Raw genomic sequence first — 19099 nt, 5'->3', positions numbered from 1 at the left:
TTATTCGTCAGCGTCTTCGGGAATCTCGATGTACCAGACGTCGCGGCAGTCCTCGCAACGGTAGGCGACGATGTCGAGGGGCTGGGGCGGGTCGTCGGGCGCCCACGTCACCTGCAGGCGGCAGCGCCCGCCACAGTCGATGCAGTCGATGACGGACTCAATCATCGACGCGGATGAACAGGCCGCTGGCTTCCACGGCGACGACGTCGTCGGCCGTCACGATCCGTCCGAAGACCTTCATGGCGCGGCGAGCGTCGCCCTCGCGCCACGCCTCGACCCGCACCTCGCGGCCGTCGATGGGCACCGGCTTGCGGTACTTGAGCGTGAGCGTGCCCGTTACCAGGTGCACCTTGTACAGCGTCTGGCCGAGGCCCGCCATCGTCTCGTCGAGCACGTAGGCGGCGACGCCGCCGTGCAGGTTCTTGTGCGGTCCCTGGTGGGCCGGGCCGGGGGTGAAGCGGGCGACGAGGCCCGGGGGCTCCAGCGACCACTCCATGTCGATGTCGAAGGGCATTGCGGTAAGCATGCACGGCATGAGGGTCGTGGCGGGAACCGCACGCGGGCGCAAACTTGTCTCGCCCAAAGGGCTCGACGTGCGCCCCACGACCGACCGCGCCCGCGAGGCCATCGGTAACCGCCTCACCAGCATGGGCGTGCTGCCCGACGCCGTGGTGCTCGACCTGTTCGCCGGAACGGGCGCGCTCGGCATCGAAGCGCTCAGCCGCGGCGCCGCCCGGGCGATTTTCGTCGACAATGCGCCGGCGTCGCTGCGCGCCATCGAGGAAAACCTCGAGGCGCTGGGCTTTGCCGACCGGTCCACGATCGTGCGGGCCGACGCGTCGACCTACCGCCCCGCCAGCCCCGTCGACATTGCCTTTGTGGACCCGCCCTACACCTGGGACGGGTGGGAATCCCTGGTCAGGGGGCTGCCGGCCACGATCGTCGTGTGCGAGGCCCGCCACGCCGTCGAGGCGCCTGAAGGGTGGCAGTTAGTTCGCTCCGACCGTTACGGCACTACGGTTATCACGCTCCTTCAGGCGACATCTAAGAGACCGACTTGAGAACTGCACTCTTCCCCGGATCGTTCGACCCGCTGCACAACGGACACGTCGACATCATCGAGATCGCGTCGCGCCTGTTCGACCGCGTGGTGATCGGTGCGATCCGCAATCCGGGCAAGCAACCGCTGTTCGATCTCGAAGAGCGCGAGGCGATGATCAGCAAGACCGTCGCGCCGCTCGGCAACGTCGAAGTCGTGGCGCCGGTCAAGACGCTCACCGTCGACGTGGCACGCGACGCCGGGGCCGACGTCATCGTCAAGGGCCTGCGGGTGGCGGCCGACTTCGAGTTCGAGTTGCAGATGGCGCAGATGAACAAGGCGATCTCGGGCATCCAGACGCTGTTCATTCCCTGCGGTTCGTCCAACTCGTTCATCGCGTCGTCGTTGGTGAAAGACATCGCCAAGTTCGGCGGTTGCGAACGCGTGGCCGAGTTCGTGCCCCCGGCCGTGCTCGAGGCGCTGCGCGAGAAGTTCCCGTCATGACCAACTGGGAAGACGACGAGGAGCGGTTCCAGAACCCGCCCGTGACTGCCAGCGGTCCCGGGACCGAGGTGTTGCTGCGCCGGGTGATGGACGTGATCAACAACACGCGTCCGATGCCGCTGTCGAGCTCGCACCTGCTCAACAACAAAGACGAAGTCATCGAACTGCTCGAGGACGCGCTGGCGCGTCTGCCCGACGAGCTGCGCCAGGCGCGCTGGCTGCTCAAGGAGCGCGAGGAGTTCCTGGCTCGCACGCAGCGCGAGGCGGACGAGATCATCGAGGTGGCGCGCACCCAGGCCGCCCGGATGGTGCAGAAGACCGAGATTGTCCGGGAAGCGCAGATGTACGCGCAGCGCACCGTCGACAAGGCCACCGAAGAGGCGAGCCGCCTGCGCAACGAGGCCGAGGACTACTGCGACCAGAAGCTGGCGCAGTTCGAGATCGTGCTCCAGCGCACCCTCAAGACCGTGCAGAGCGGCCGCGAGAAACTCCAGGTCACGCCGCTGCCCGAGGCGATCGAGGGCGACATCGACTACGTGGCCGACACGACCGAGATCGGCGTGTTCGACCAGGACATCGACTAACCCGGCGAATCGCGTACCGATTCGGACGTCCCGTACACTGGACGTCCCCATGTCACGCACCACCACCGCCTGGGTCGTGCCCGTCGCCGACCTGTTGCGCCATCCCGGCGCCCGCCGCGACGTCGCCGCGTCCGGTGATCTGGGCGACATTCGCGTGACGGCCAGCCGGGTCGCCCCGGGCGCGCCGGCCGACTTCGACGGGGTCGTCGAGTCGCTCGACGGGGCCGCGGCGCGCGTGCGCGGCCACGTGCACACGCGCTGGGTCGGCGAGTGCCGGCGCTGCCTCGGACCCGCCGCCGGCGACCTCGACGTCGACGTCAGTGAACTGTTCGAACGCGAGCCGGAGGCCGAGGACATCTATCCTCTCGGGGCCGATCGGTTGGACCTCGAACCGCTCGTGCGCGACGCTATTTACCTCGAATTACCCCAGGCACCGCTGTGTATGGCGGACTGCCAGGGTTTGTGCCCCGAGTGTGGGGCCGACAGAAACACCGTCGACTGCGGCCACGCGGTCGACGTCGGAGATCCTCGATGGGCCGCCCTCCGCGAGCTCGGCGAGCAAAACTGAGAGCGCCAAGGGAAAGAAACCGGTTATGGCAGTCCCCAAGAAGAAGACCAGCAAGGCCAAGACCCGCAGCCGTCGGGCGTCGGCCTGGAAGCTCGAGGCCCCGGCGCGCAGCCTCTGCCCGCAGTGCGGCCGGGCCAAGGTGCCCCACGTCGTGTGCAACAACTGCGGTTGGTACAACGGCCGCCAGGCCATCGACGTCTAAGCCATGAGCGCGCTGCCGGTCGCCATCGACGCGATGGGCGGCGACAAAGCGCCCGCCGAGATCGTCGAAGGGGCGCGCCAAGCCGCGGCTGCGGGTTATGCCGTCGCGCTCGTCGGCCGGCGCGACGCCATCGGTGACGTCGGTGACATCCCCGTCGTCGAGGCGAGCGAAGTCATCGCCATGGACGACGAGCCCGGCAAGGCGGTCCGCACCAAGAAGGACAGCTCGCTCGTCCGCGTCATGGAACTCGTCCGCGACGGTCAGGCGTGCGCCGCGTTCAGCGCCGGTAACACCGGCGCCGGCATGGCCGCCGCCCTTTTGCGCTGCGGGCGCCTGAGCGGCGTGGCCCGGCCCGCGATCGCCACCCCCATCCCGGTGCCGGGCGCCACCCCGACGATCCTCGTCGACGCCGGCGCCAACGCCGAGTGCCAGGCCGAGTGGCTCGTGCAGTTCGGCCAGCTCGGCGCCGCGTTCTCCCGTGTGCGCTACGGGATCGACAACCCCCGCGTCGGCCTGCTGTCGATCGGCGAGGAGGAAACCAAGGGCACGCCGCTGGTGAAGGAGACGCACAAGCTGCTCAAGGCGACGCCGGGTATCAACTTCATCGGCAACGTCGAGGGCCGCGACATCCTCACCGACGACGTCGACGTCGTGGTCACCGATGGCTTCACCGGCAACGTCGCCCTCAAGACGCTCGAAGGCGCCATGAAGTTCCTCATCGGCAAGGTGTTCGAGGCGATCATGTCGAGCGACGAGGCGAAAGAGGCGGGCAAGGTCCTGCTGCCGGCGCTGGCGCCGACGGCCGACGCCCTCGATCCCGACTCCACCGGCGGGGCCGCTCTGCTCGGTCTCAAGGGCCTCGCCCTCATCGGGCACGGGTCGTCGTCGGCCAAGGCCGTCGTCAACGCCGTGCGCATCGCCCACGAACTGGCCGACGCCCGCGTACTCGACGCCCTGGGGGCATCGGTAACCTCTGCCGGGTAATGCCTGCTGAGACGCATTCCCACACGAACCCCGTGTCGCGTGAGGACGTCATCGCCCTCATCCGCGACCAGCTCAGTGAAATCCTCGAGATCGATCCCGACCGGGTCGAGCTCACCTCCGCGTTCGTCGACGATCTCGGTGCCGATTCTTTGGCGCTGATCGAGCTCGTCGAAGCACTCGAAGGAGAACTCGGCGAGCGATCCGTCGGCTTCCGCATCGATGACGAGGACCTGGAGGACCTACGCACCGTCGGAGATGCCGTTGACTACATCCTCGCCCGCCTTGGAACCTGACCCGACGGCGTCGGATCCCGTTGGCGCCTTCGGCGTCCGCCTCGGCTACACGTTCAGCTCGCGCGAGAGCCTCGAGGCCGCGCTGTTCCACCGGTCGTGGTGCGCCGAGAACGAGGGCGCCCGCTCGAACGAGCGCCTCGAGTTCCTCGGCGACTCCGTCCTCGGCCTTGTCGTCACCGACCACATCTACCTGACGTATCCCGATTTGCCCGAGGGCGAGTTGGCGAAGGTGCGCTCGTCGGTGGTCAACGCCCAAGCCCTGGCCGACGCGGCGCTGAGCCTCGACCTCGGCGCCGCCGTGCGCCTCGGCAAGGGCGAAGACGCTTCGGGTGGCCGGGAGAAGCCCTCGATCCTGTCCGACGCCTTCGAAGCGGTCATCGGGGCGATCTACCTCGACGGCGGGTGGGAAGCCGCGTCGGAGTTCGTACTGCGCATGCTCGGGTCGCTGATCGAAGAGGCCGCGGCGGGGCCCGGCGGGCAGGACTACAAGACGCGGCTCCAGGAGCTGGCGGCGCAGCACTACCCGGACTTGCCGCGCTACGTCGTCGAGGACGACGGGCCCGACCACGCCAAGACGTTCCACGCCCGGGTCTTCATCGGCCCGGACGAGCAGGGCGAGGGGAGAGGGCGCTCGAAGAAGCAAGCAGAGCAGGCCGCCGCGCGCGCCGCATGGGAGTCGCTGCGCCGTCTTGCCTGAACTCCCTGAAGTTGAGACGGTCCGGCGCGGGCTGGCGCCCGCGCTCACGGGGCGGCGCATCGAGTCGGTCGCGGTCACCCGTGACCGCGCCGTGCGCCGCCAACCGCACGCCGAGTTCGTGGCGATGGTGCGGGCCCGCACCATCGACGAGGTGCGCCGGCACGGCAAGTTCCTCATCTTCGACCTTGGCGGCGGCGACGCGATCGTCGGGCACCTGCGGATGTCGGGACAGCTGCGCATCGCGTCGCCCGCCGACGAAGTCGTGAAGCACACCCACGTCGTGGTCGACCTCGACGACGGCTCACAGCTGCGTTTCGTCGACCCGCGCACGTTCGGCGAGTTGTACGTCGACGAGTTGGAGGGCGACCGGCCGCGCTCGCTAAGTCACCTCGGTCCCGACGCGATCGCCCGCATCACCGATCGCGCCTTTCACGAGCGGCTGGTGGGCCAGCGGCGTCTGTCGACGGTGAAGGCGGCGCTGCTCGACCAGACGACGGTCGCGGGCGTGGGCAACATCTACGCCGACGAGGCGCTCTTCGCCGCCCGGATCCACCCGCAGCGGCCAGTGACGTCGGTCACCGCCGGTGACGCCGCGTCGCTGCGCACGAACCTGCAACGGATCCTGCGCGCCGCGGTCGCCTCGCGGGGTACGACCTTCGACGACTTCGCCTACGTCGACGCGTATGGCCGCCGCGGCCGGTTCGTTCCCCAGATCTACGGCCGGGCCGAGCGCCCCTGTGTTCGCTGCGGCACGACGATCGTCAAGCTGGTCGTCGCCCAGCGCGGTACCCACGTCTGCCCAACCTGTCAAGCATCCCCCAACTAGCGCGGCGGCCTAGGTACGGTTTTTCTCGAATGTTTCTCAAGTCGCTGACGTTGAAGGGGTTCAAGTCGTTCGCCGACTCGACGACCCTGGTGTTCGAGCCCGGCATCACCGTTGTCGTCGGGCCGAACGGCTCGGGCAAGTCCAACGTGGTCGACGCCGTGGCCTGGGTGCTCGGCGCCCAGGGCCCCCGCACCGTGCGCTCCACGAAGATGGAAGACGTCATCTTCGCCGGCTCGGCCAAGCGCCCCGCTCTCGGCCGCGCCGAGGTCACCCTGACGATCGACAACTCGGCGGGTATCCTGCCGATCGACTTCGCCGAGGTGACGATCTCGCGCACGCTGTTCCGGGCGTCGGGGGAGTCGGAGTACGCCATCAACGACGTGCCCTGCCGCCTGCTCGACATCCAGGAGTTGCTGTCGGACTCCGGCGTCGGCCGCCAGCAGCACGTGATCGTGAGTCAGGGTCAACTCGACGCCGTCCTCAACGCCCGCCCCGAGGATCGCCGGGCGATCATCGAAGAGGCGGCGGGCGTGCTCAAGTTCCGCCGCCGGCGCGAGAAGGCGCAGCGCCGTCTCGAGTCGACCGAGGGCAACCTCGTGCGCCTCAACGACCTGCTGCGCGAAGTGCGCCGGCAGCTCAAGCCGCTGGAGCGCCAGGCCGACGCGGCGCGCCGCCACGGTGCGGTCGCCGAAGAACTCGAGGCGCTCAAGATCTTCCTCGCCGGGCGCGAGGTGGCCACGCTGACCGCCCGCCTCAAGGCGGCCGACGAGGCCCGCAGCACGCAGGCCAAGGACGACCGCGACCTGCGCGACGAGCTGTTCCGCCTCGACGCGCTCGTCACGGCGTCGGAGACCGAACTCGACGCGGCCCGCGGCGACGAACTGGCCGACCTCGCGGTCCGCGTCGAGTCCGCGCTGTCCAAAGCCAACTCGCTGCGCACGACGGCCACCGAACGCGGACGTACGGCCGCGGCCGAGTTGGCCGCCGCCATCGACCAGACCGTCGTCGCCACCCTCGAGGCCGACAGCGCCCGCATCGCGTCCGAACTGACGGAGGTCGACGCTGCGATCGCGGCGCTGCCGGCGTCGGCGGGTGACGAAGCGGCGCCCAGCGACGACGAACTCGACGCGCCCCGCCGCGTCGCCGAGATGCGCGGCGAAGCCACGGCGTTGGCCGCCGCCCTCGAGGCCGCCAACGGTAAGGCAGCGTCGGCGGCGGCCAAGCTCGAGAGCGCGACGGCCGCCCACGCGCAGCTGACGGAGCGGCTCACTGCGGCTACTGATCGCGCCACCAACGCCGCGGGTGCCGTCGCCGACGCTGAGATTGCGGTTGCGCAGGCCCAGGTGGGCAACGACGCCGCCACCGAGGCGCGCGAGTCAGCCCTGGCGCAGCACCGCAGCGCGCAGGAGCGCAAGGCGCGCGCCGACGGCCGGCGCGACGCGCTCGCCGCCGCCCTCGACACGGCGCGGGCGCGGGCGGGCGCGGCGCAACTCGAAGGCCTCGACGGCGTGCTCGGCACGCTGCTCGACCTCGTCGACGTCGAAGACGGCTGGCAGGCGGCGTTCGAAGCCGCCATCGGCGAGGCGATCACCGCCGTCGTCGTCGACAGCGAGACCGCCGGGCGCGCCGCGCTGCTGAAGCTGGCGCAGGCGAGCGACGACGCGTCCGTCGGCGGCGCCGTGCTGGCGCTGTCGGCCACGAGCGTGCCCGGCAGCCTCGGACTGGCGGCGAGCGCCATCGGCGCCGAAGCCGTCCGCGCCCACGTGCGTTCCCGTCACGAGGAAGTCGAGCGCCTGCTCGACGTGCTGCTGGCCGTCGCCGTCGCCGTCGACGGCGACTGGACCGCCGCGCTCGACGTCGTGCTAGCGCATCCCGGCGTCATCGCCGTCACCCGTCACGGCGACCGGTTCTCATCGGCCGGTTGGCGCGTCGGCGCCGGCGGTGTCGGTGCGACGGGCGCGGCGCTCGAAGCCGCCGCCGTCGAAGCCGACGCCGCAACGGTCGGCGAGCACGCAGCGGCGCAGGCGTTCGCCGCGGCCGACGAAGCGTTCCGCGCCGGCAGCCGCCAACTCGAACTCGCGCGACGCGCCTTTGCCGACGCCAGCCGGGAGGTCGGCGACGCCGAGCGCGCCCGCGATGCGCTGCGCGCCCAGGTGGCCGCGCGCGAGGCGGAGCTAGCAGCGGCCACCACGACGCACGCCGAAGCAACGGCCGCGATCGAGCGCGACACCCAACGCCTCGCCGCCCTGCGCGCCGCGCTGACGCCCCTCGAAGAAACGGCGCGGCGCGTCGAAGAATCGCAGCGGCTCTTCAGCGAGTTCGAGGTCGAGCGCAGCACGCTGGCGTCGCGGCGCAAGGCGCTGGTCGCGCGCCAGTCCGACGTCGAGGCGCGCCTCGCTCGCCTCGCCGGCGACCGCGAGGCCGTCGCCAGCCGGCGCGAAGCCATAGAGGAGCGCATCGCCAAGTGCGAACGCATCGCAGCGCGCATGGCCGACCGCGCCGCGTGGCTGAGTGACTACCGCGACCGACTCCGGCGCGAGCGCGATCAGTACGCCGCGGGCCGGCGCGAGACGCTGGACCGTCTCGAGTCGTTGCGCCGCGAGCGCACCGACGCCGAGCGCCGCCTCAACGAGACCCGCGAGCGGGCCCAGCGCGCCGAGCTCGAAGCCGCCGAAGTGCGGGTCCGGCTCGACACCGTCATCGAAAGCGTGCGCGCCGAGCACAACCTCGAGCCCGAGCAGGTGGTCGAAGCGCTGCTGCCCGACCTCGCCCCGGGCGTCAACCCGGCCAACCGCGCCCGCGAACTCGAGCGCGAGCTGAAGCTGATGGGTCCGATCAACCCGCTGGCGCTCGAAGAACACGCGGCGCTCGCCGAGCGCCACGAGTTCCTCGAGTCGCAGCTCGAAGACGTCAAGAACTCGCGGCGCGAGCTCGCCAAGGTCATCAAGGCGATCGACACCGAGATCATCGACCTGTTCGCCGCCGCCTACGTCGACGTGGCCGACAACTTCGAGAAGCTGTTCTCGACGCTGTTCCCCGGTGGCACCGGTCGCCTCCGCCTCACCGATCCGGATCACCCGCTCGACACCGGCATCGAGGTCGAAGCCCGCCCGTCGGGCAAGAACGTGCGGCGCCTGTCGCTGCTGTCGGGCGGCGAACGTTCGCTCACCGCGTTGGCGTTCCTCTTCGCCGTGTTCCGCAGCCGGCCGTCGCCCTTCTACCTGATGGACGAGGTCGAGGCGGCGCTCGACGACGTGAACCTGCATCGCTTCATCGACCTCATCCACGAGTTCCGCCAGGAGGCGCAGCTCGTGATCGTCAGCCACCAGAAGCGGACGATGGAAGCCGCCGACTGCCTCTACGGCGTGACGATGGTGCCGGGCGGTTCGTCGAAGGTCGTGTCGGAGAAGCTGGAGACGGTGAAAACCGAAACGCCGGAGGCCGCAGTCCTCTAGGACTCCCCGTAGGCTGAAGCGGTCATGCAAGTCGTACTGCTCGTCCTCATCCTCGCAACGGTTCTGCTCCTCGTCGTCTCGCTGGCGCGCCTGTCGATCTCGCGCCGGGGCGAGAAGCAGCCCGAGGTCGGCCCGCCCGCCGCCCAGGTCAAGCTGGCGGAACCGCCGCCGACGCTCGAGCGCACGCGGCCGACGCCCGCCGAACCGGAAGCGGAGGCGCCACCGGTCGAGGAGCCCACGACCGAAACGATCGAGGCGCCGATCGAGCCGGAGGTGCTCGAAGAGGTCGTCGCCGAGGCCGAAGCCGTCGTCGCCGAAGCCGAGCGCGAGGCCGAACTCGAAGTCGAGGTCGAAGAGCCCGTCGTCAAGCCGCGCCTGCGTGACCGCCTCGGCCGCGCTCGCGCCGCGATGTCAGGCCTCGTCGGGGGCATCAAGTCGCGTTCGATCGACGCCACCACGTGGGACGAACTCGAAGAAGCGCTCATCCGCTCCGACTTGGGCGTGCAGACGACGATGGCGATCCTCGACGATCTCCGCGGCCAAGCGAAGGCCGAGAAGATCAAGACCGCCGACGACCTCCTCACGGCGCTGAAGGACGACCTCAAGGCGCGCCTCGCGGCCGACCGCACGCTACGCAAGGCGCCCGACGGGCCGAGCGTCTGGTTGATGGTCGGCGTCAACGGCGTCGGCAAGACCACCACGATCGGCAAGCTCGCCCGCCGCGAGGTGAGCGAGGGCCACAAGGTGATGCTCGCCGCCGGCGACACCTTCCGCGCCGCTGCCGGCGATCAGCTCGCCATGTGGGCGGAGCGCACGGGCTCCGACATCATCCGGGGCGCCGAGGGCGCGGATCCGGGCTCGGTCGTCTTCGACGCCATCGCCGCGGGCGCGGCGCGGGGCGCCAACCTCGTGCTCGCCGACACCGCCGGTCGCCTGCACAACAAGGTCAACCTGATGGAGGAGCTGAAGAAGGTCCACCGCATCGCCGAGAAGGGCCCGGCCACGCTGACCGAGACGCTGCTCGTCATCGACGCCACCACCGGCAACAACGGCCTTGCCCAGGCCAAAGAGTTCGCCGAGGCGGCCGGGGTGACGGGCGTCGTGCTCACCAAGCTCGACGGCACCGCCAAGGGCGGCATCGCGCTCGCCATCCAGAACGAGCTCGGCATCCCGATCAAGTTGGTCGGCGTCGGCGAAGGCGCCGACGACCTCATCGACTTCGACCCCGAAGAGTTCGTCGACGCCCTCTTCTCGGACGACTAATGCGTTCTGTGAAGGTTGCTCCGTACAGAGCGCGGGCGATCCTTCACAGAAGCGCGGAACCAAGGCGCGATGGGAGTCGTCCAAAAGACATGCGTCGCCTCGTAGTCGCCAGCGTTGTCGGCTTGCTGATGGCTGCGTGCGGTTCCGGCAAGAACGCGCTGCCACAACTGCCGCTGAACGCCACGGGCACCGGTCAGAAGGCGGGCGCTGCGGACGCTCTGTATCCGTATCGCCAGATCACCTACAGGCTCGCCGACGGAGTAACGGCCGATCGCGATCACGCCGACGCATACCAATTCCCCGCAGCGACAGCGGACGACGTGAAGCGCCTCGCCGCGGCGTTCGCGATCGCCGGCGACGTTAAGGCGAACGAGTCCGGGTGGTCCGTCGGAGTGCAAGAAGGCACGAGCAGCGGTTCGAGTGGTTCGTCCGGCGCCGCAACCAAACCGAACGACGTCTCGCCGGACACCACGCCACCGGATCTCGCGCCCGCCACGCCGAGCCTGTTCGTATCCCGGGACGGCTCGTTCACGGTGAATGGCTCCGGGAGCGTGTCGTCAGGCGTGGCGTGTGCGTCGCCGGCTGGCGGCGAGCCCTGCCCGTCCACGACCACGACCACGGTGCCGGGCCTTCCCACCGGCACGGAGGCGCGCGCGCATGCCGAAGCGATCTTCAAGCAAGCCGGCATCGACGTAAGTGGAATGAAGAGCAGCGTCGACGCGAACGAGTCAGCGGTCACTGCCATGTACCGGCCGATCTTCGACGGCCGCACGGTCGACGGGTACGCGCTGTATGTCGCGTTCGGTGCCAACGACACGGTCGCCTACGCGTCGGGGATCCTCGGCGTCCCGAAGCTGGTGGGTAGCTACGAATTGGCGACGGTGACGCGTGCGGTGGAGCGCATGAACGCGCAGATTGCGTACCCGGCGCGCGGCGGCCCCGAGCCCGCGATCGCCGTTGACGAGCCCGCTCCGGCGCAACCGGTGGTGGTCCTGCTCACCGCGGTGCGCGTCGGCTTGTCGCTCGAACCCGACAGAGACGGCAACCGATTGTGGCTGACGCCGGCCTACATCTTCACCACGGATCAGGACAACAACACGGCAGAAACGCCCGCGGCGGCCGACAAGTACTTCCCGACGACGACCACGCAGCCGACGACGGGTGACACCAAACCGGGCGACACGGGCAGCGGCGGTGGATCGACCGGTAACCCGGGCTCCGTCGAACCGGCGCCGCCCGTCGCCACGACGACGCCGTAGCCCCGAGATCGGGCGCGCCCAGTTCGGTGGTTTAACCTTGGACCCCTGTGTTTGAGGGCCTGAGCGACCGCTTCGACGGCATATTCACGCGCCTGCGCGGGCGCGGTCGCCTGAGCGAGGCCGATGTCGACGAGGTGTGCCGCGAGATCCGCGTGGCCCTGCTCGAAGCCGACGTCAACTTCACGGTCGCCCGCGAGTTCATCGCCAAGGTCAAAGAAAAGACGATCGGGCTCGATCTCAGTCAGAGCCTCAACCCGGCCCAGCAGGTCATCAAGGTCGTCCACGAGGAGCTGATCGAGACCCTCGGCGGCGAGACGCTCAAGATCACCTACGCGTCGCGGCCGCCGACGGTCATCCTGCTCGCCGGCCTCCAGGGCGGCGGTAAGACGACGACCGCGGCCAAGTTGGCGCGCTGGTTCAAGGCGCAGGGCCGCAACCCGATGCTCGTCGGTGCCGACCTCCAGCGCCCCGCGGCGGTCGAACAGCTCGGCGTGCTCGCCGGCCAGATCGGCGTGACCATGTTCAGCGAGAAGACCGACCCGGTCTCCGTCGCCAAGCACGGGCTCGAAGAAGCACAGCGCCTTGGCAAAGACGTCCTGATCGTCGACACCGCCGGCCGCCTCGCCATCGACCAGGAGTTGATGGAGGAGGTCAAGAACATCTCGGCCGCGGTCGAGCCGAAGTACACGTTCCTCGTCATCGACGCCATGACCGGTCAGTCGGCGGTCGAGACGGCCGAGGCGTTCCACCAGACCCTCGAGCTCGACGGCGTCATCCTGACCAAGCTCGACGGCGACGCCCGCGGTGGTGCCGCCCTCTCCGTCAAGCAGGTCGTCGGTCGCCCGATCGCCTTCGCCTCCAACGGCGAGAAGCTCGAAGACTTCGACATCTTCCATCCCGACCGCATGGCCGGGCGGATCCTGGGCATGGGCGACGTGCTCACGCTCATCGAAAAGGCCGAAGCGGTCTACGAGGAGCAAGAGGCCGAGATTGCGGCGCAGAAGCTCCTAGAGGGCCAATTCACCCTCGACGACTTCCTCGACCAGATGCAGCAGCTCAAGAAGATGGGGCCTTTGAGCAGCGTTCTCGGTATGATGCCTGGGCTCCCCAAGGAGATGAAGAACGTCGAGATCGGCGACCGCGAGGTCGGCAAGGTCGAGGCGATCATTCGCAGCATGACCCGGGAGGAGCGCACCAAACCGCAGCTTGTGAACGGTTCGCGTCGTCAGCGGATCGCCAACGGGAGCGGCACAACGATCAGCGACGTCAACCTTCTGCTCAAGCAATTCGACGAGATGCAGAAGATGATGAAGCAAATGAGCGGCATTCCCGGAATGAAGCGCCGCATGAACAAGAAAAAGAAGAAGAGGAAGTAACCGACCAATGGCCGTAAAGCTCCGCCTGATGCGGATGGGCAAGACCAAGCAGCCGACCTACCGCGTGGTCGCCGCCGATGCGCGCTCGCCGCGCGACGGCCGCTTCATCGAGATCCTCGGCAACTACGACCCGCGGGCCGAACCGTCGGTCATCAACCTCGACAACGCCAAGGCGGTCGACTGGTTGAAGAAGGGTGCGCAGCCCACCGAGACCGTCCAGAAGCTGCTGAAGATCTCGGGCGCGTGGGACGAATTCAAGGGTGGCGCGAAGTAGCGATGGCCCAGGAAGAGACGCAGCCTGACGCCGACACCCCCGAGCGCGTCCTCACCTACATCGCCAACGCGCTCGTCGACGATCCCGAAGCCGTCGAGATCGAGGCCGATGCCCGCGAGGGCGCGGTCGACCTGCGCCTCTCCGTCGGCAGCGACGACATGGGCCGCGTAATCGGTCGCCGCGGCCGCAACGCCCAGGCGATTCGAACCGTCGTACGCGCCGCCGGCGCCCGCGCCGGTGTCGAAGCCTCCGTCGACATCGTCGACTAAATGCTGCTCGCCGTCGGGCGAATCGACAAGCCCCACGGCTTGCGCGGCGAGGTCGTCGTCTCGCTGACGACCAACCGCGCCGAGCGCGTCGCGCCGGGCGCGGTGCTGTCGCTCGACAACGGACGTGAGCTCACCGTGCTGACGTCGATCCCGTTCGGCCACCGCTACATCGTCGCCTTCGACGGCGTATTCGACCGCAACGCGTCCGAGGCGATCGCGCATCGCGACCTGTTCGCCGAACCCCTCGACGACCCCGACGCCCTGTGGGTGCACGAGCTGGTGGGCAAGCGCCTTTTCGACCAGTCCGGCACCGATCGGGGCGAGGTCACCGCCGTCGAGGCCAATCCCGCATCCGATCTGCTGGTGCTCGAGTCCGGCGCGCTCGTACCGATGCGATTCGTCACCTCGACCACCGACGACACCGTGACCGTCGAAGTACCCGAGGGCCTCTTCGATTGATTGCCGTTCGGCGGGCGACGGTGGCGGACGCCGACGTTGTCGGCCGCGTGCACGCCGCGTCGTGGCGTGTCGCATACGCGCAACTCGGCGAGGCGTTCCTCGCAACCATCGTGGACGAGGAGCGCATTGCGCTGTGGCGCCGCGTGCTGGCCGAAGACGACGGTGTGGTGTTCATCGCGCCGTCGGACGCGCCCGCGGGTTTCATCTACGTGGGCGCGTCCCGTGACGACGATGCACCGGCGTATGTCGGTGAAGTCATGACGTTCTACGCCGCACCCGAAGCGTGGGGGACCGGCGTCGGGCGTGTGCTCATGGCGCGCGCCATCGAGGAGTTACGCGCGATGGGCTTTGCCGAGGCGACGTTGTGGGTGCTCGACACCAATCCCCGCGCGCGCCGCTTTTACGAGATCGCCGGCTGGCGCGCCGACGGTGGCCGCAAGCATCAGGAGTGGCGCAACGCAAGCTTCGACGAGGTCCGCTACCGCATCGCGCTCTAGGTGATGGCGAAGTTGGCGTCGCTCGTGTCGGTGTCGCTCGTGCCGTTGACGGTGATGCGGATCCGGTAGCGCGTGCCCGGCTTGTCCGGCACCGTCCACGCGTACGAGCCCGCGCCGTGCTTGCCGATGGCGCGCTTGGGTTTGATCGTCGATGCGCTGGACGTGCCCTTGAGCAATTCGATCTTCACCGTCGCGGTGCTCGGCTCACCGTTGAAGGACCACGTGACGGAGTGCACCGAACCGGCGCCCCACGACTCGCCACCGTTGGGTGACGTGACGGTGATCGACGACGGCTCGATGTCGTTGTAGGCGGCGAACTCGTACACGTGGTAGTGGTTGCAGCACGGGTTCGTGTTGGTGAACGCGATGCGCACGCCTGTGGCCGTCACCCGGTTGAAGCTGAGGGACGCCCACGCCGTCGAGTCGTTCTGCGCATCGCCGGTGACGGTGCCGTCGCTGTTCACGGATGTCGCGTTGAGCAACTCCGTGCCGTGGAACCCGTTCGTGAGGCCCGACACGTTGGTGTACGTGCGTGCCGAGAGGTCGCTCGCGGTGTCGGTCGTGTACTGGATCGCGAGGTCGAACGGCCCGACGTAGTTGTCCTTGATGAAGCGAATGCGATTCATCGCCGTGCTGGCGAACCCGAATTCCAGGTAGCTCGGTTCCTGCGTGTTGTTCGACGGCGTCGTATAGGTCTCCGTCGTCAGGTCGTTGTCGATGGCGCGTGCCGTGTCGCCGCGGTCGGGCACGCCGAGCGACGACGTGATGATCAGCGGGGTCGACGCGCCGTCGGCGCGGCTGGAGGTGGGCGCCAGCAGCACCCCGAGCAGAGCGACGACAGCGACTGCTGCCGTGCGTGCGTACTTCGTGGACCGCGTCATGCGCCCTCCCCGATGTCAGGTACTGCCTCGCCACGCACGGTACTTGTTGCACGTATAACCGTGCTGTTATATGTTGTGCACGTGCCCGCCTCCGCCGTCGCCTCCGACACGCTGGCCGCGCTCGCCGACGACACCCGCATGGGCATCGTCGAAGCGCTCGCGGCGCGCGACCACACCGTCGGTGAACTCGTCGACCTGTTTCCCATCAGCCAGCCGGCGATCTCGCGTCACTTGCGGGTGCTGCGCGAGGCCGGCGTCGTGGCGTCCGAGGCGCACGGCAAGCTTCGGGTGTACCGACTCAACCCCGCGGCACTGCACGACGTCACAGACTGGACCGATCGCTGCCGGCGCACGTGGGAAGCGCGCTTCGACGCGCTCGGCGACCACTTGGATCGTATGAAGGAGCAGCGCCGTGCCCGTTGATCAACCGCTGGGCGAGTTCGCCGACCGCCACACGCTGGTATGGGAGCGTCGCTACCCCCACCCGATCGAGGTGGTCTTCGAGGCGGTTTCGACCGGCGAGCACCTCGACGCGTGGATGCTGCCCGAGTCGCGGGTCGAGCGTTTCGAGGGCGGCGCGTGCGCGTTCGGGTGGGGCAGCCCCGCTGACGATCCCGCGGCGACGCGTGGCACCGTCACCGTCTTCGAGCCGCCGACCACGGTCCAGTACACCTTCGACGGCGCCAGCGCGCACAAGGGCGACGCCAGTTTCATGCGCTTCGACCTCTCGTCCGAGGGTGACAGCACCCGCTTGGTGTTCACGCTGCATTTCCTGCCGGCGCCCGACGAAGCGCCAATGGACTATCCGGGCGGCGACCTCCCGGCGCCCGGTACCGCGTGGCGCCCTGGCTTCTGCGCCGGCTATCACGAGTTCCTCGACGACCTGACGGCCTTCCTCGCCGGCACACTCGACGCCGCCGCGAAGATGGACGAACTGATGAGCGGCGCGCACGACAACGCGGCGCTGATCGACGCCTACCGCGCGCAGATCGCCGCGCGCTGCCCGTCCGGATAAGCCTGTACCCTCCTCGGTGCAATGCGCCGTTGGTTGTTGGTTGTGCTTGCGCTGGGCGCAGGTTGTTCCGCGAGGTCAAACGCCGCGCCGCTCGCGGCGCCGGTAGCCGCCCCGAAGGCGACGACCACGACACTGCCGCCGACCACGTTGCCGCCGACGACGAGCACCACCGCCGCACCGGTCCGCCATGTGCTGGACACCGGATACCGGCCGTTCCTCGACGCCCAGGGCCTCACCCTCTCGTTCCCGACGGCGCGCGTCGAGGTCGTGGGCTTCCACCAGTCGAACCTCGCCGGCGCCCGTCATCTCGTCCCGCTGCCGGGCATCACCGACACGGTCGTGATGCCGACGCGGGACCGCAACACCGATCCGCAGAGCGCCGCCGACGTCGAATCCGATCCCAATGGTGAAGTGCGCGCGCCCGTCTCGGGCGTGATCAAGCGCGGCGGCACCTACACGCTGTATTGCAAGTACACCGATTCGTTCCTCGTGATCGCACCCGACGATCACCCCGGTTGGGAAGTGAAGCTGCTCCACGTCGCCGGGCTCGACGTGCGCGCCGGCGAGCGCGTCGTCGCCGGCCAGACGAAGGTCGCCGAGAGCCCGCACCGACTCCCGTTCGTCTCCGACGTCGAGCAGTACAGCGTGGCGCCCGTGTGGCCCCACGTGCACATGGAAGTCGACGACCCGACCATCAAGAACCCACCTGGAGTCGGCGGCAAACCCTGCGCCTAACCGATCCGCGTTCGCGGCCGCCAGTACATCTACCTTCACGGCGTGGAGGCAATGCAGGCGTCGCTCTTCGAGGAAGAGCCACCGCCGCGACCTGACATCGAGGTGCGCGTCTCGACGAAACGGCGCAAGACGGTGGCGGCCTACTGGGAGGGCGAGCGCATCGTGATCGTGTTCCCGCAGCGAGTGCCCAAGCGCGACCGGCAGGTCTACGTCGACGAACTGGCAGCCAAGCTCATCGCCGGCCGCGCCAAGGCGCGTCCAACCGACGCCGAACTCCACGCCCGGGCCGTGTACCTGTCACGCACGTACTTGCGTAACGCGGCGCGTCCGACCTCGGTGCAGTGGTCGACGCGGCAGAACTCGCGCTGGGGGAGTTGCACCGCGGCGGACGGCTCGATCCGCATCAGTGCGCGGCTGCAGGGGGCGCCGCAGTTCGTGGTCGACGCCGTCCTCGTACACGAGCTGGCCCACCTCGTGCACAGCGATCACAGCGCCGAGTTCTACGAGCTGGCCAACCGCTTTCCGCGCCAGCGCGACGCCGATCTGTTCCTCAAAGGCCTCTCGTTTGGGCTGCGCGCCGGGAGCGACCACACTGGGCTGTAGTGCGCGTCGACGTCTTCACCCTCTTCCCTGATGTCGTCGATGCGTACCTCGACGCCAGCCTGATCGGCAAAGCCCGCGCCGAGGGCGTCCTCGACCTGCGTGTCCACGACCTGCGCGCCCAGGCCAGCGGCGTGCACCGATCGGTCGACGACGCCCCTTACGGCGGAGGAGCGGGCATGGTGCTCATGCCCGAGCCGGTGTTCGCGGCCATCGAAGCGGTTGCGCCGCCCCGGCCGCTGTTCGCCCTCACGCCGTCGGGCCGCGTGTTCGACCAGGCACTTGCCCGCACGCTGGCCACCGGAGACGGCTTCTCGCTGCTGTGCGGCCGCTACGAGGGCTTCGACGCCCGCATCACCGATCACCTCGTCGACGGTGAACTGTCCATTGGCGACTTCGTGCTCGCCGGTGGCGAGCCGGCGGCGTTCGTCGTCATCGAGGCTGTTGCCCGGCTCGTTCCGGGCGTGCTGGGCAACACGGCGTCGCCCGACGAGGAGTCCTTCGGTGACGACGGGCTGCTCGAATACCCGCAGTACACGCGCCCGCCGTCGTTCCGGGGCTGGGATGTTCCCGACGTGCTGCGCTCGGGCGATCACGGCGCCATCGCCGCGTGGCGCAAGGCGACTGCGCTGGTGCGCACGCTGCGACGCCGCCCCGATCTGATCGAGCGGCGGGGCGGGCTGACCGACGCCGAGCGGTCGCTCTTGGACCGGTGGGCGCCCGGCGAGTACGATTGACGGTCCGCCGTATCCCGCCTGTCGCAGGAGTCTTCACGCCATGAATCCGACCGATCTCGTCGACCGCGCCAATCTGCGCGACGACATCCCGGAGTTCTTCCCCGGCGACACGCTGAAGGTCCACGTCCGCGTGGTCGAAGGCACCCGCGAGCGCGTCCAGGTGTTCCAGGGAGCTGTCATCCGCCGGCAGGGCTCGGGCGTCCGTGAGACCTTCACCGTCCGCAAGGTGAGCTTCGGCGTGGGCGTGGAGCGGACGTTCCCCGTCCACTCGCCGATTATCGCCCAGATCGAGGTCGTCACCCGGGGCGACGTGCGCCGGGCAAAGCTCTACTACCTGCGTGACCGCATCGGGAAGGCCGCCAAGATCAAGGAAAAGCGGACTCCGACCGGGTCGCATCAGAAGTAGCCACGGCGACGGGCCGGCTCCCCACTACGTTGGTGGCGCCGTGTTAACCCGCCGCGAGCAGCCATGACTCCCCCCGACGACGAAGAGGCCCCCTCCGCGCTGTCGCGCCTCGAGCGCGCCCTCGCCGGCTTCGGTAATCCGAAGGCGGCTGCGCCGCCCGAAGCTGCGCCGCCCGA

26 protein-coding genes are annotated in these 19099 nt (G+C 69.1%); 23 read left to right on the top strand and 3 right to left on the bottom strand.

Translation table 11 applies throughout. From position 1 onward, the window contains the following. Together VHC63_17770 and VHC63_17765 are read right to left on the bottom strand one after the other, a co-directional pair. Complete coding sequence (locus VHC63_17770) at nt 1-165, bottom strand: hypothetical protein (protein HVV38463.1); 165 nt, start codon at nt 163-165, stop codon at nt 1-3. Further along, entirely contained in the window at nt 158-514 is a 357-nt protein-coding gene (locus VHC63_17765) for a PaaI family thioesterase (protein ID HVV38462.1), read from the bottom strand. Before VHC63_17765 ends, VHC63_17770 begins: the two co-directional genes overlap by 8 nt. A gap of 19 nt (nt 515-533) precedes the next feature. Between VHC63_17765 and VHC63_17760 the strand changes: the two genes are divergently transcribed. From VHC63_17760 to VHC63_17680, 17 genes are all read left to right on the top strand, one after another. Continuing rightward, complete coding sequence (locus tag VHC63_17760) at nt 534-1061, top strand: RsmD family RNA methyltransferase (protein ID HVV38461.1); 528 nt, start codon at nt 534-536, stop codon at nt 1059-1061. Beyond that, nucleotides 1058-1543, top strand: a complete 486-nt coding sequence (gene coaD / locus VHC63_17755; protein HVV38460.1) for a pantetheine-phosphate adenylyltransferase — start codon at nt 1058-1060, stop codon at nt 1541-1543. Before VHC63_17760 ends, coaD begins: the two co-directional genes overlap by 4 nt. After that, a complete protein-coding gene (locus VHC63_17750; protein HVV38459.1) occupies nt 1540-2127 on the top strand; it encodes an ATP synthase F0 subunit B in 588 nt (195 codons plus the stop codon). Before coaD ends, VHC63_17750 begins: the two co-directional genes overlap by 4 nt. A 49-nt stretch (nt 2128-2176) precedes the next feature. Then, entirely contained in the window at nt 2177-2695 is a 519-nt protein-coding gene (locus tag VHC63_17745) for a DUF177 domain-containing protein (protein HVV38458.1), read from the top strand. 25 nt (nt 2696-2720) lie between these two features. Further along, nucleotides 2721-2897, top strand: coding sequence for a 50S ribosomal protein L32 (rpmF, locus tag VHC63_17740; protein HVV38457.1), 177 nt, complete (start codon nt 2721-2723; stop codon nt 2895-2897). A 3-nt stretch (nt 2898-2900) separates the two neighbouring features. Next, nucleotides 2901-3881 (top strand): phosphate acyltransferase PlsX, encoded by a 981-nt coding sequence (gene plsX, locus VHC63_17735; GenBank protein HVV38456.1) that lies wholly within the window; start codon nt 2901-2903, stop codon nt 3879-3881. Further along, nucleotides 3881-4174, top strand: a complete 294-nt coding sequence (locus VHC63_17730) for an acyl carrier protein (protein HVV38455.1) — start codon at nt 3881-3883, stop codon at nt 4172-4174. The genes plsX and VHC63_17730 overlap by 1 nt, the downstream gene beginning before the upstream one ends. Next, nucleotides 4164-4871 (top strand): ribonuclease III, encoded by a 708-nt coding sequence (rnc, locus tag VHC63_17725; protein ID HVV38454.1) that lies wholly within the window; start codon nt 4164-4166, stop codon nt 4869-4871. The genes VHC63_17730 and rnc overlap by 11 nt, the downstream gene beginning before the upstream one ends. Then, on the top strand, nt 4864-5697 hold the full coding sequence (gene mutM / locus VHC63_17720) for a bifunctional DNA-formamidopyrimidine glycosylase/DNA-(apurinic or apyrimidinic site) lyase (protein HVV38453.1): 834 nt from the start codon (nt 4864-4866) through the stop codon (nt 5695-5697). The genes rnc and mutM overlap by 8 nt, the downstream gene beginning before the upstream one ends. 29 nt (nt 5698-5726) lie before the next feature. Further along, nucleotides 5727-9152, top strand: coding sequence for a chromosome segregation protein SMC (gene smc / locus VHC63_17715; GenBank protein HVV38452.1), 3426 nt, complete (start codon nt 5727-5729; stop codon nt 9150-9152). 24 nt (nt 9153-9176) lie between these two features. Further along, nucleotides 9177-10415 carry a signal recognition particle-docking protein FtsY gene (gene ftsY, locus VHC63_17710; GenBank protein HVV38451.1) on the top strand — a complete coding sequence of 413 codons (1239 nt, stop codon included), beginning with the start codon at nt 9177-9179 and terminating at the stop codon, nt 10413-10415. Between the two features lie 89 nt (nt 10416-10504). Continuing rightward, nucleotides 10505-11674, top strand: a complete 1170-nt coding sequence (locus VHC63_17705) for a hypothetical protein (GenBank protein ID HVV38450.1) — start codon at nt 10505-10507, stop codon at nt 11672-11674. A gap of 47 nt (nt 11675-11721) precedes the next feature. Beyond that, nucleotides 11722-13050, top strand: a complete 1329-nt coding sequence (ffh, locus tag VHC63_17700) for a signal recognition particle protein (GenBank protein HVV38449.1) — start codon at nt 11722-11724, stop codon at nt 13048-13050. Between the two features lie 7 nt (nt 13051-13057). Further along, nucleotides 13058-13324 (top strand): 30S ribosomal protein S16, encoded by a 267-nt coding sequence (gene rpsP / locus VHC63_17695; GenBank protein ID HVV38448.1) that lies wholly within the window; start codon nt 13058-13060, stop codon nt 13322-13324. Continuing rightward, a complete protein-coding gene (locus VHC63_17690; GenBank protein HVV38447.1) occupies nt 13294-13593 on the top strand; it encodes a KH domain-containing protein in 300 nt (99 codons plus the stop codon). Before rpsP ends, VHC63_17690 begins: the two co-directional genes overlap by 31 nt. Then, the gene (locus tag VHC63_17685) at nt 13594-14052 is read left to right on the top strand and encodes a hypothetical protein (protein ID HVV38446.1); all 459 of its coding nucleotides are present in this window, start codon (nt 13594-13596) and stop codon (nt 14050-14052) included. It begins immediately after the preceding gene. Between the two features lie 20 nt (nt 14053-14072). Further along, nucleotides 14073-14549 carry a GNAT family N-acetyltransferase gene (locus VHC63_17680; protein HVV38445.1) on the top strand — a complete coding sequence of 159 codons (477 nt, stop codon included), beginning with the start codon at nt 14073-14075 and terminating at the stop codon, nt 14547-14549. Here VHC63_17680 and VHC63_17675 read toward each other — a convergent pair. Beyond that, the gene (locus VHC63_17675) at nt 14546-15430 is read right to left on the bottom strand and encodes a Ser-Thr-rich GPI-anchored membrane family protein (protein HVV38444.1); all 885 of its coding nucleotides are present in this window, start codon (nt 15428-15430) and stop codon (nt 14546-14548) included. The genes VHC63_17680 and VHC63_17675 overlap by 4 nt on opposite strands. 81 nt (nt 15431-15511) lie before the next feature. On the opposite strand from VHC63_17675, the gene VHC63_17670 reads away from it, so the two are divergent. The 6 genes from VHC63_17670 to rplS are packed head-to-tail and all read left to right on the top strand — an operon-like array spanning nt 15512 to nt 18923. After that, nucleotides 15512-15853 (top strand): metalloregulator ArsR/SmtB family transcription factor, encoded by a 342-nt coding sequence (locus VHC63_17670; GenBank protein HVV38443.1) that lies wholly within the window; start codon nt 15512-15514, stop codon nt 15851-15853. Then, on the top strand, nt 15843-16445 hold the full coding sequence (locus tag VHC63_17665; protein HVV38442.1) for an SRPBCC domain-containing protein: 603 nt from the start codon (nt 15843-15845) through the stop codon (nt 16443-16445). The genes VHC63_17670 and VHC63_17665 overlap by 11 nt, the downstream gene beginning before the upstream one ends. A 21-nt stretch (nt 16446-16466) precedes the next feature. Beyond that, nucleotides 16467-17180 carry a hypothetical protein gene (locus VHC63_17660; protein ID HVV38441.1) on the top strand — a complete coding sequence of 238 codons (714 nt, stop codon included), beginning with the start codon at nt 16467-16469 and terminating at the stop codon, nt 17178-17180. Nucleotides 17181-17231: 51 nt separating this feature from the next. Continuing rightward, a complete protein-coding gene (locus VHC63_17655; GenBank protein HVV38440.1) occupies nt 17232-17783 on the top strand; it encodes a SprT-like domain-containing protein in 552 nt (183 codons plus the stop codon). After that, nucleotides 17783-18517 carry a tRNA (guanosine(37)-N1)-methyltransferase TrmD gene (gene trmD / locus VHC63_17650; protein HVV38439.1) on the top strand — a complete coding sequence of 245 codons (735 nt, stop codon included), beginning with the start codon at nt 17783-17785 and terminating at the stop codon, nt 18515-18517. Before VHC63_17655 ends, trmD begins: the two co-directional genes overlap by 1 nt. 40 nt (nt 18518-18557) lie before the next feature. Then, the gene (gene rplS / locus VHC63_17645; protein ID HVV38438.1) at nt 18558-18923 is read left to right on the top strand and encodes a 50S ribosomal protein L19; all 366 of its coding nucleotides are present in this window, start codon (nt 18558-18560) and stop codon (nt 18921-18923) included. Nucleotides 18924-19099 lie beyond the last annotated feature (176 nt).

The organism is Acidimicrobiales bacterium (assembly GCA_035546775.1).
Lineage (GTDB): Bacteria > Actinomycetota > Acidimicrobiia > Acidimicrobiales > JACCXE01 > JACCXE01.
This window is presented reverse-complemented; position numbering and strand designations above follow the sequence as displayed.

Coding starts and splice junctions, on each gene's coding strand:
- VHC63_17750 (HVV38459.1), top strand. CDS start 1,540: ATGACCAACTGGGAAGACGACGAGGAGCGGTTCCAGAACCCGCCCGTG.
- ftsY (HVV38451.1), top strand. CDS start 9,177: ATGCAAGTCGTACTGCTCGTCCTCATCCTCGCAACGGTTCTGCTCCTC.
- VHC63_17675 (HVV38444.1), bottom strand. CDS start 15,430: ATGACGCGGTCCACGAAGTACGCACGCACGGCAGCAGTCGCTGTCGTC.
- VHC63_17685 (HVV38446.1), top strand. CDS start 13,594: ATGCTGCTCGCCGTCGGGCGAATCGACAAGCCCCACGGCTTGCGCGGC.
- VHC63_17760 (HVV38461.1), top strand. CDS start 534: ATGAGGGTCGTGGCGGGAACCGCACGCGGGCGCAAACTTGTCTCGCCC.
- rplS (HVV38438.1), top strand. CDS start 18,558: ATGAATCCGACCGATCTCGTCGACCGCGCCAATCTGCGCGACGACATC.
- smc (HVV38452.1), top strand. CDS start 5,727: ATGTTTCTCAAGTCGCTGACGTTGAAGGGGTTCAAGTCGTTCGCCGAC.
- VHC63_17730 (HVV38455.1), top strand. CDS start 3,881: ATGCCTGCTGAGACGCATTCCCACACGAACCCCGTGTCGCGTGAGGAC.
- rpsP (HVV38448.1), top strand. CDS start 13,058: ATGGCCGTAAAGCTCCGCCTGATGCGGATGGGCAAGACCAAGCAGCCG.
- VHC63_17655 (HVV38440.1), top strand. CDS start 17,232: ATGCAGGCGTCGCTCTTCGAGGAAGAGCCACCGCCGCGACCTGACATC.
- VHC63_17745 (HVV38458.1), top strand. CDS start 2,177: ATGTCACGCACCACCACCGCCTGGGTCGTGCCCGTCGCCGACCTGTTG.
- VHC63_17765 (HVV38462.1), bottom strand. CDS start 514: ATGCCCTTCGACATCGACATGGAGTGGTCGCTGGAGCCCCCGGGCCTC.
- plsX (HVV38456.1), top strand. CDS start 2,901: ATGAGCGCGCTGCCGGTCGCCATCGACGCGATGGGCGGCGACAAAGCG.
- VHC63_17770 (HVV38463.1), bottom strand. CDS start 165: ATGATTGAGTCCGTCATCGACTGCATCGACTGTGGCGGGCGCTGCCGC.
- VHC63_17705 (HVV38450.1), top strand. CDS start 10,505: ATGCGTCGCCTCGTAGTCGCCAGCGTTGTCGGCTTGCTGATGGCTGCG.
- VHC63_17660 (HVV38441.1), top strand. CDS start 16,467: ATGCGCCGTTGGTTGTTGGTTGTGCTTGCGCTGGGCGCAGGTTGTTCC.
- rpmF (HVV38457.1), top strand. CDS start 2,721: ATGGCAGTCCCCAAGAAGAAGACCAGCAAGGCCAAGACCCGCAGCCGT.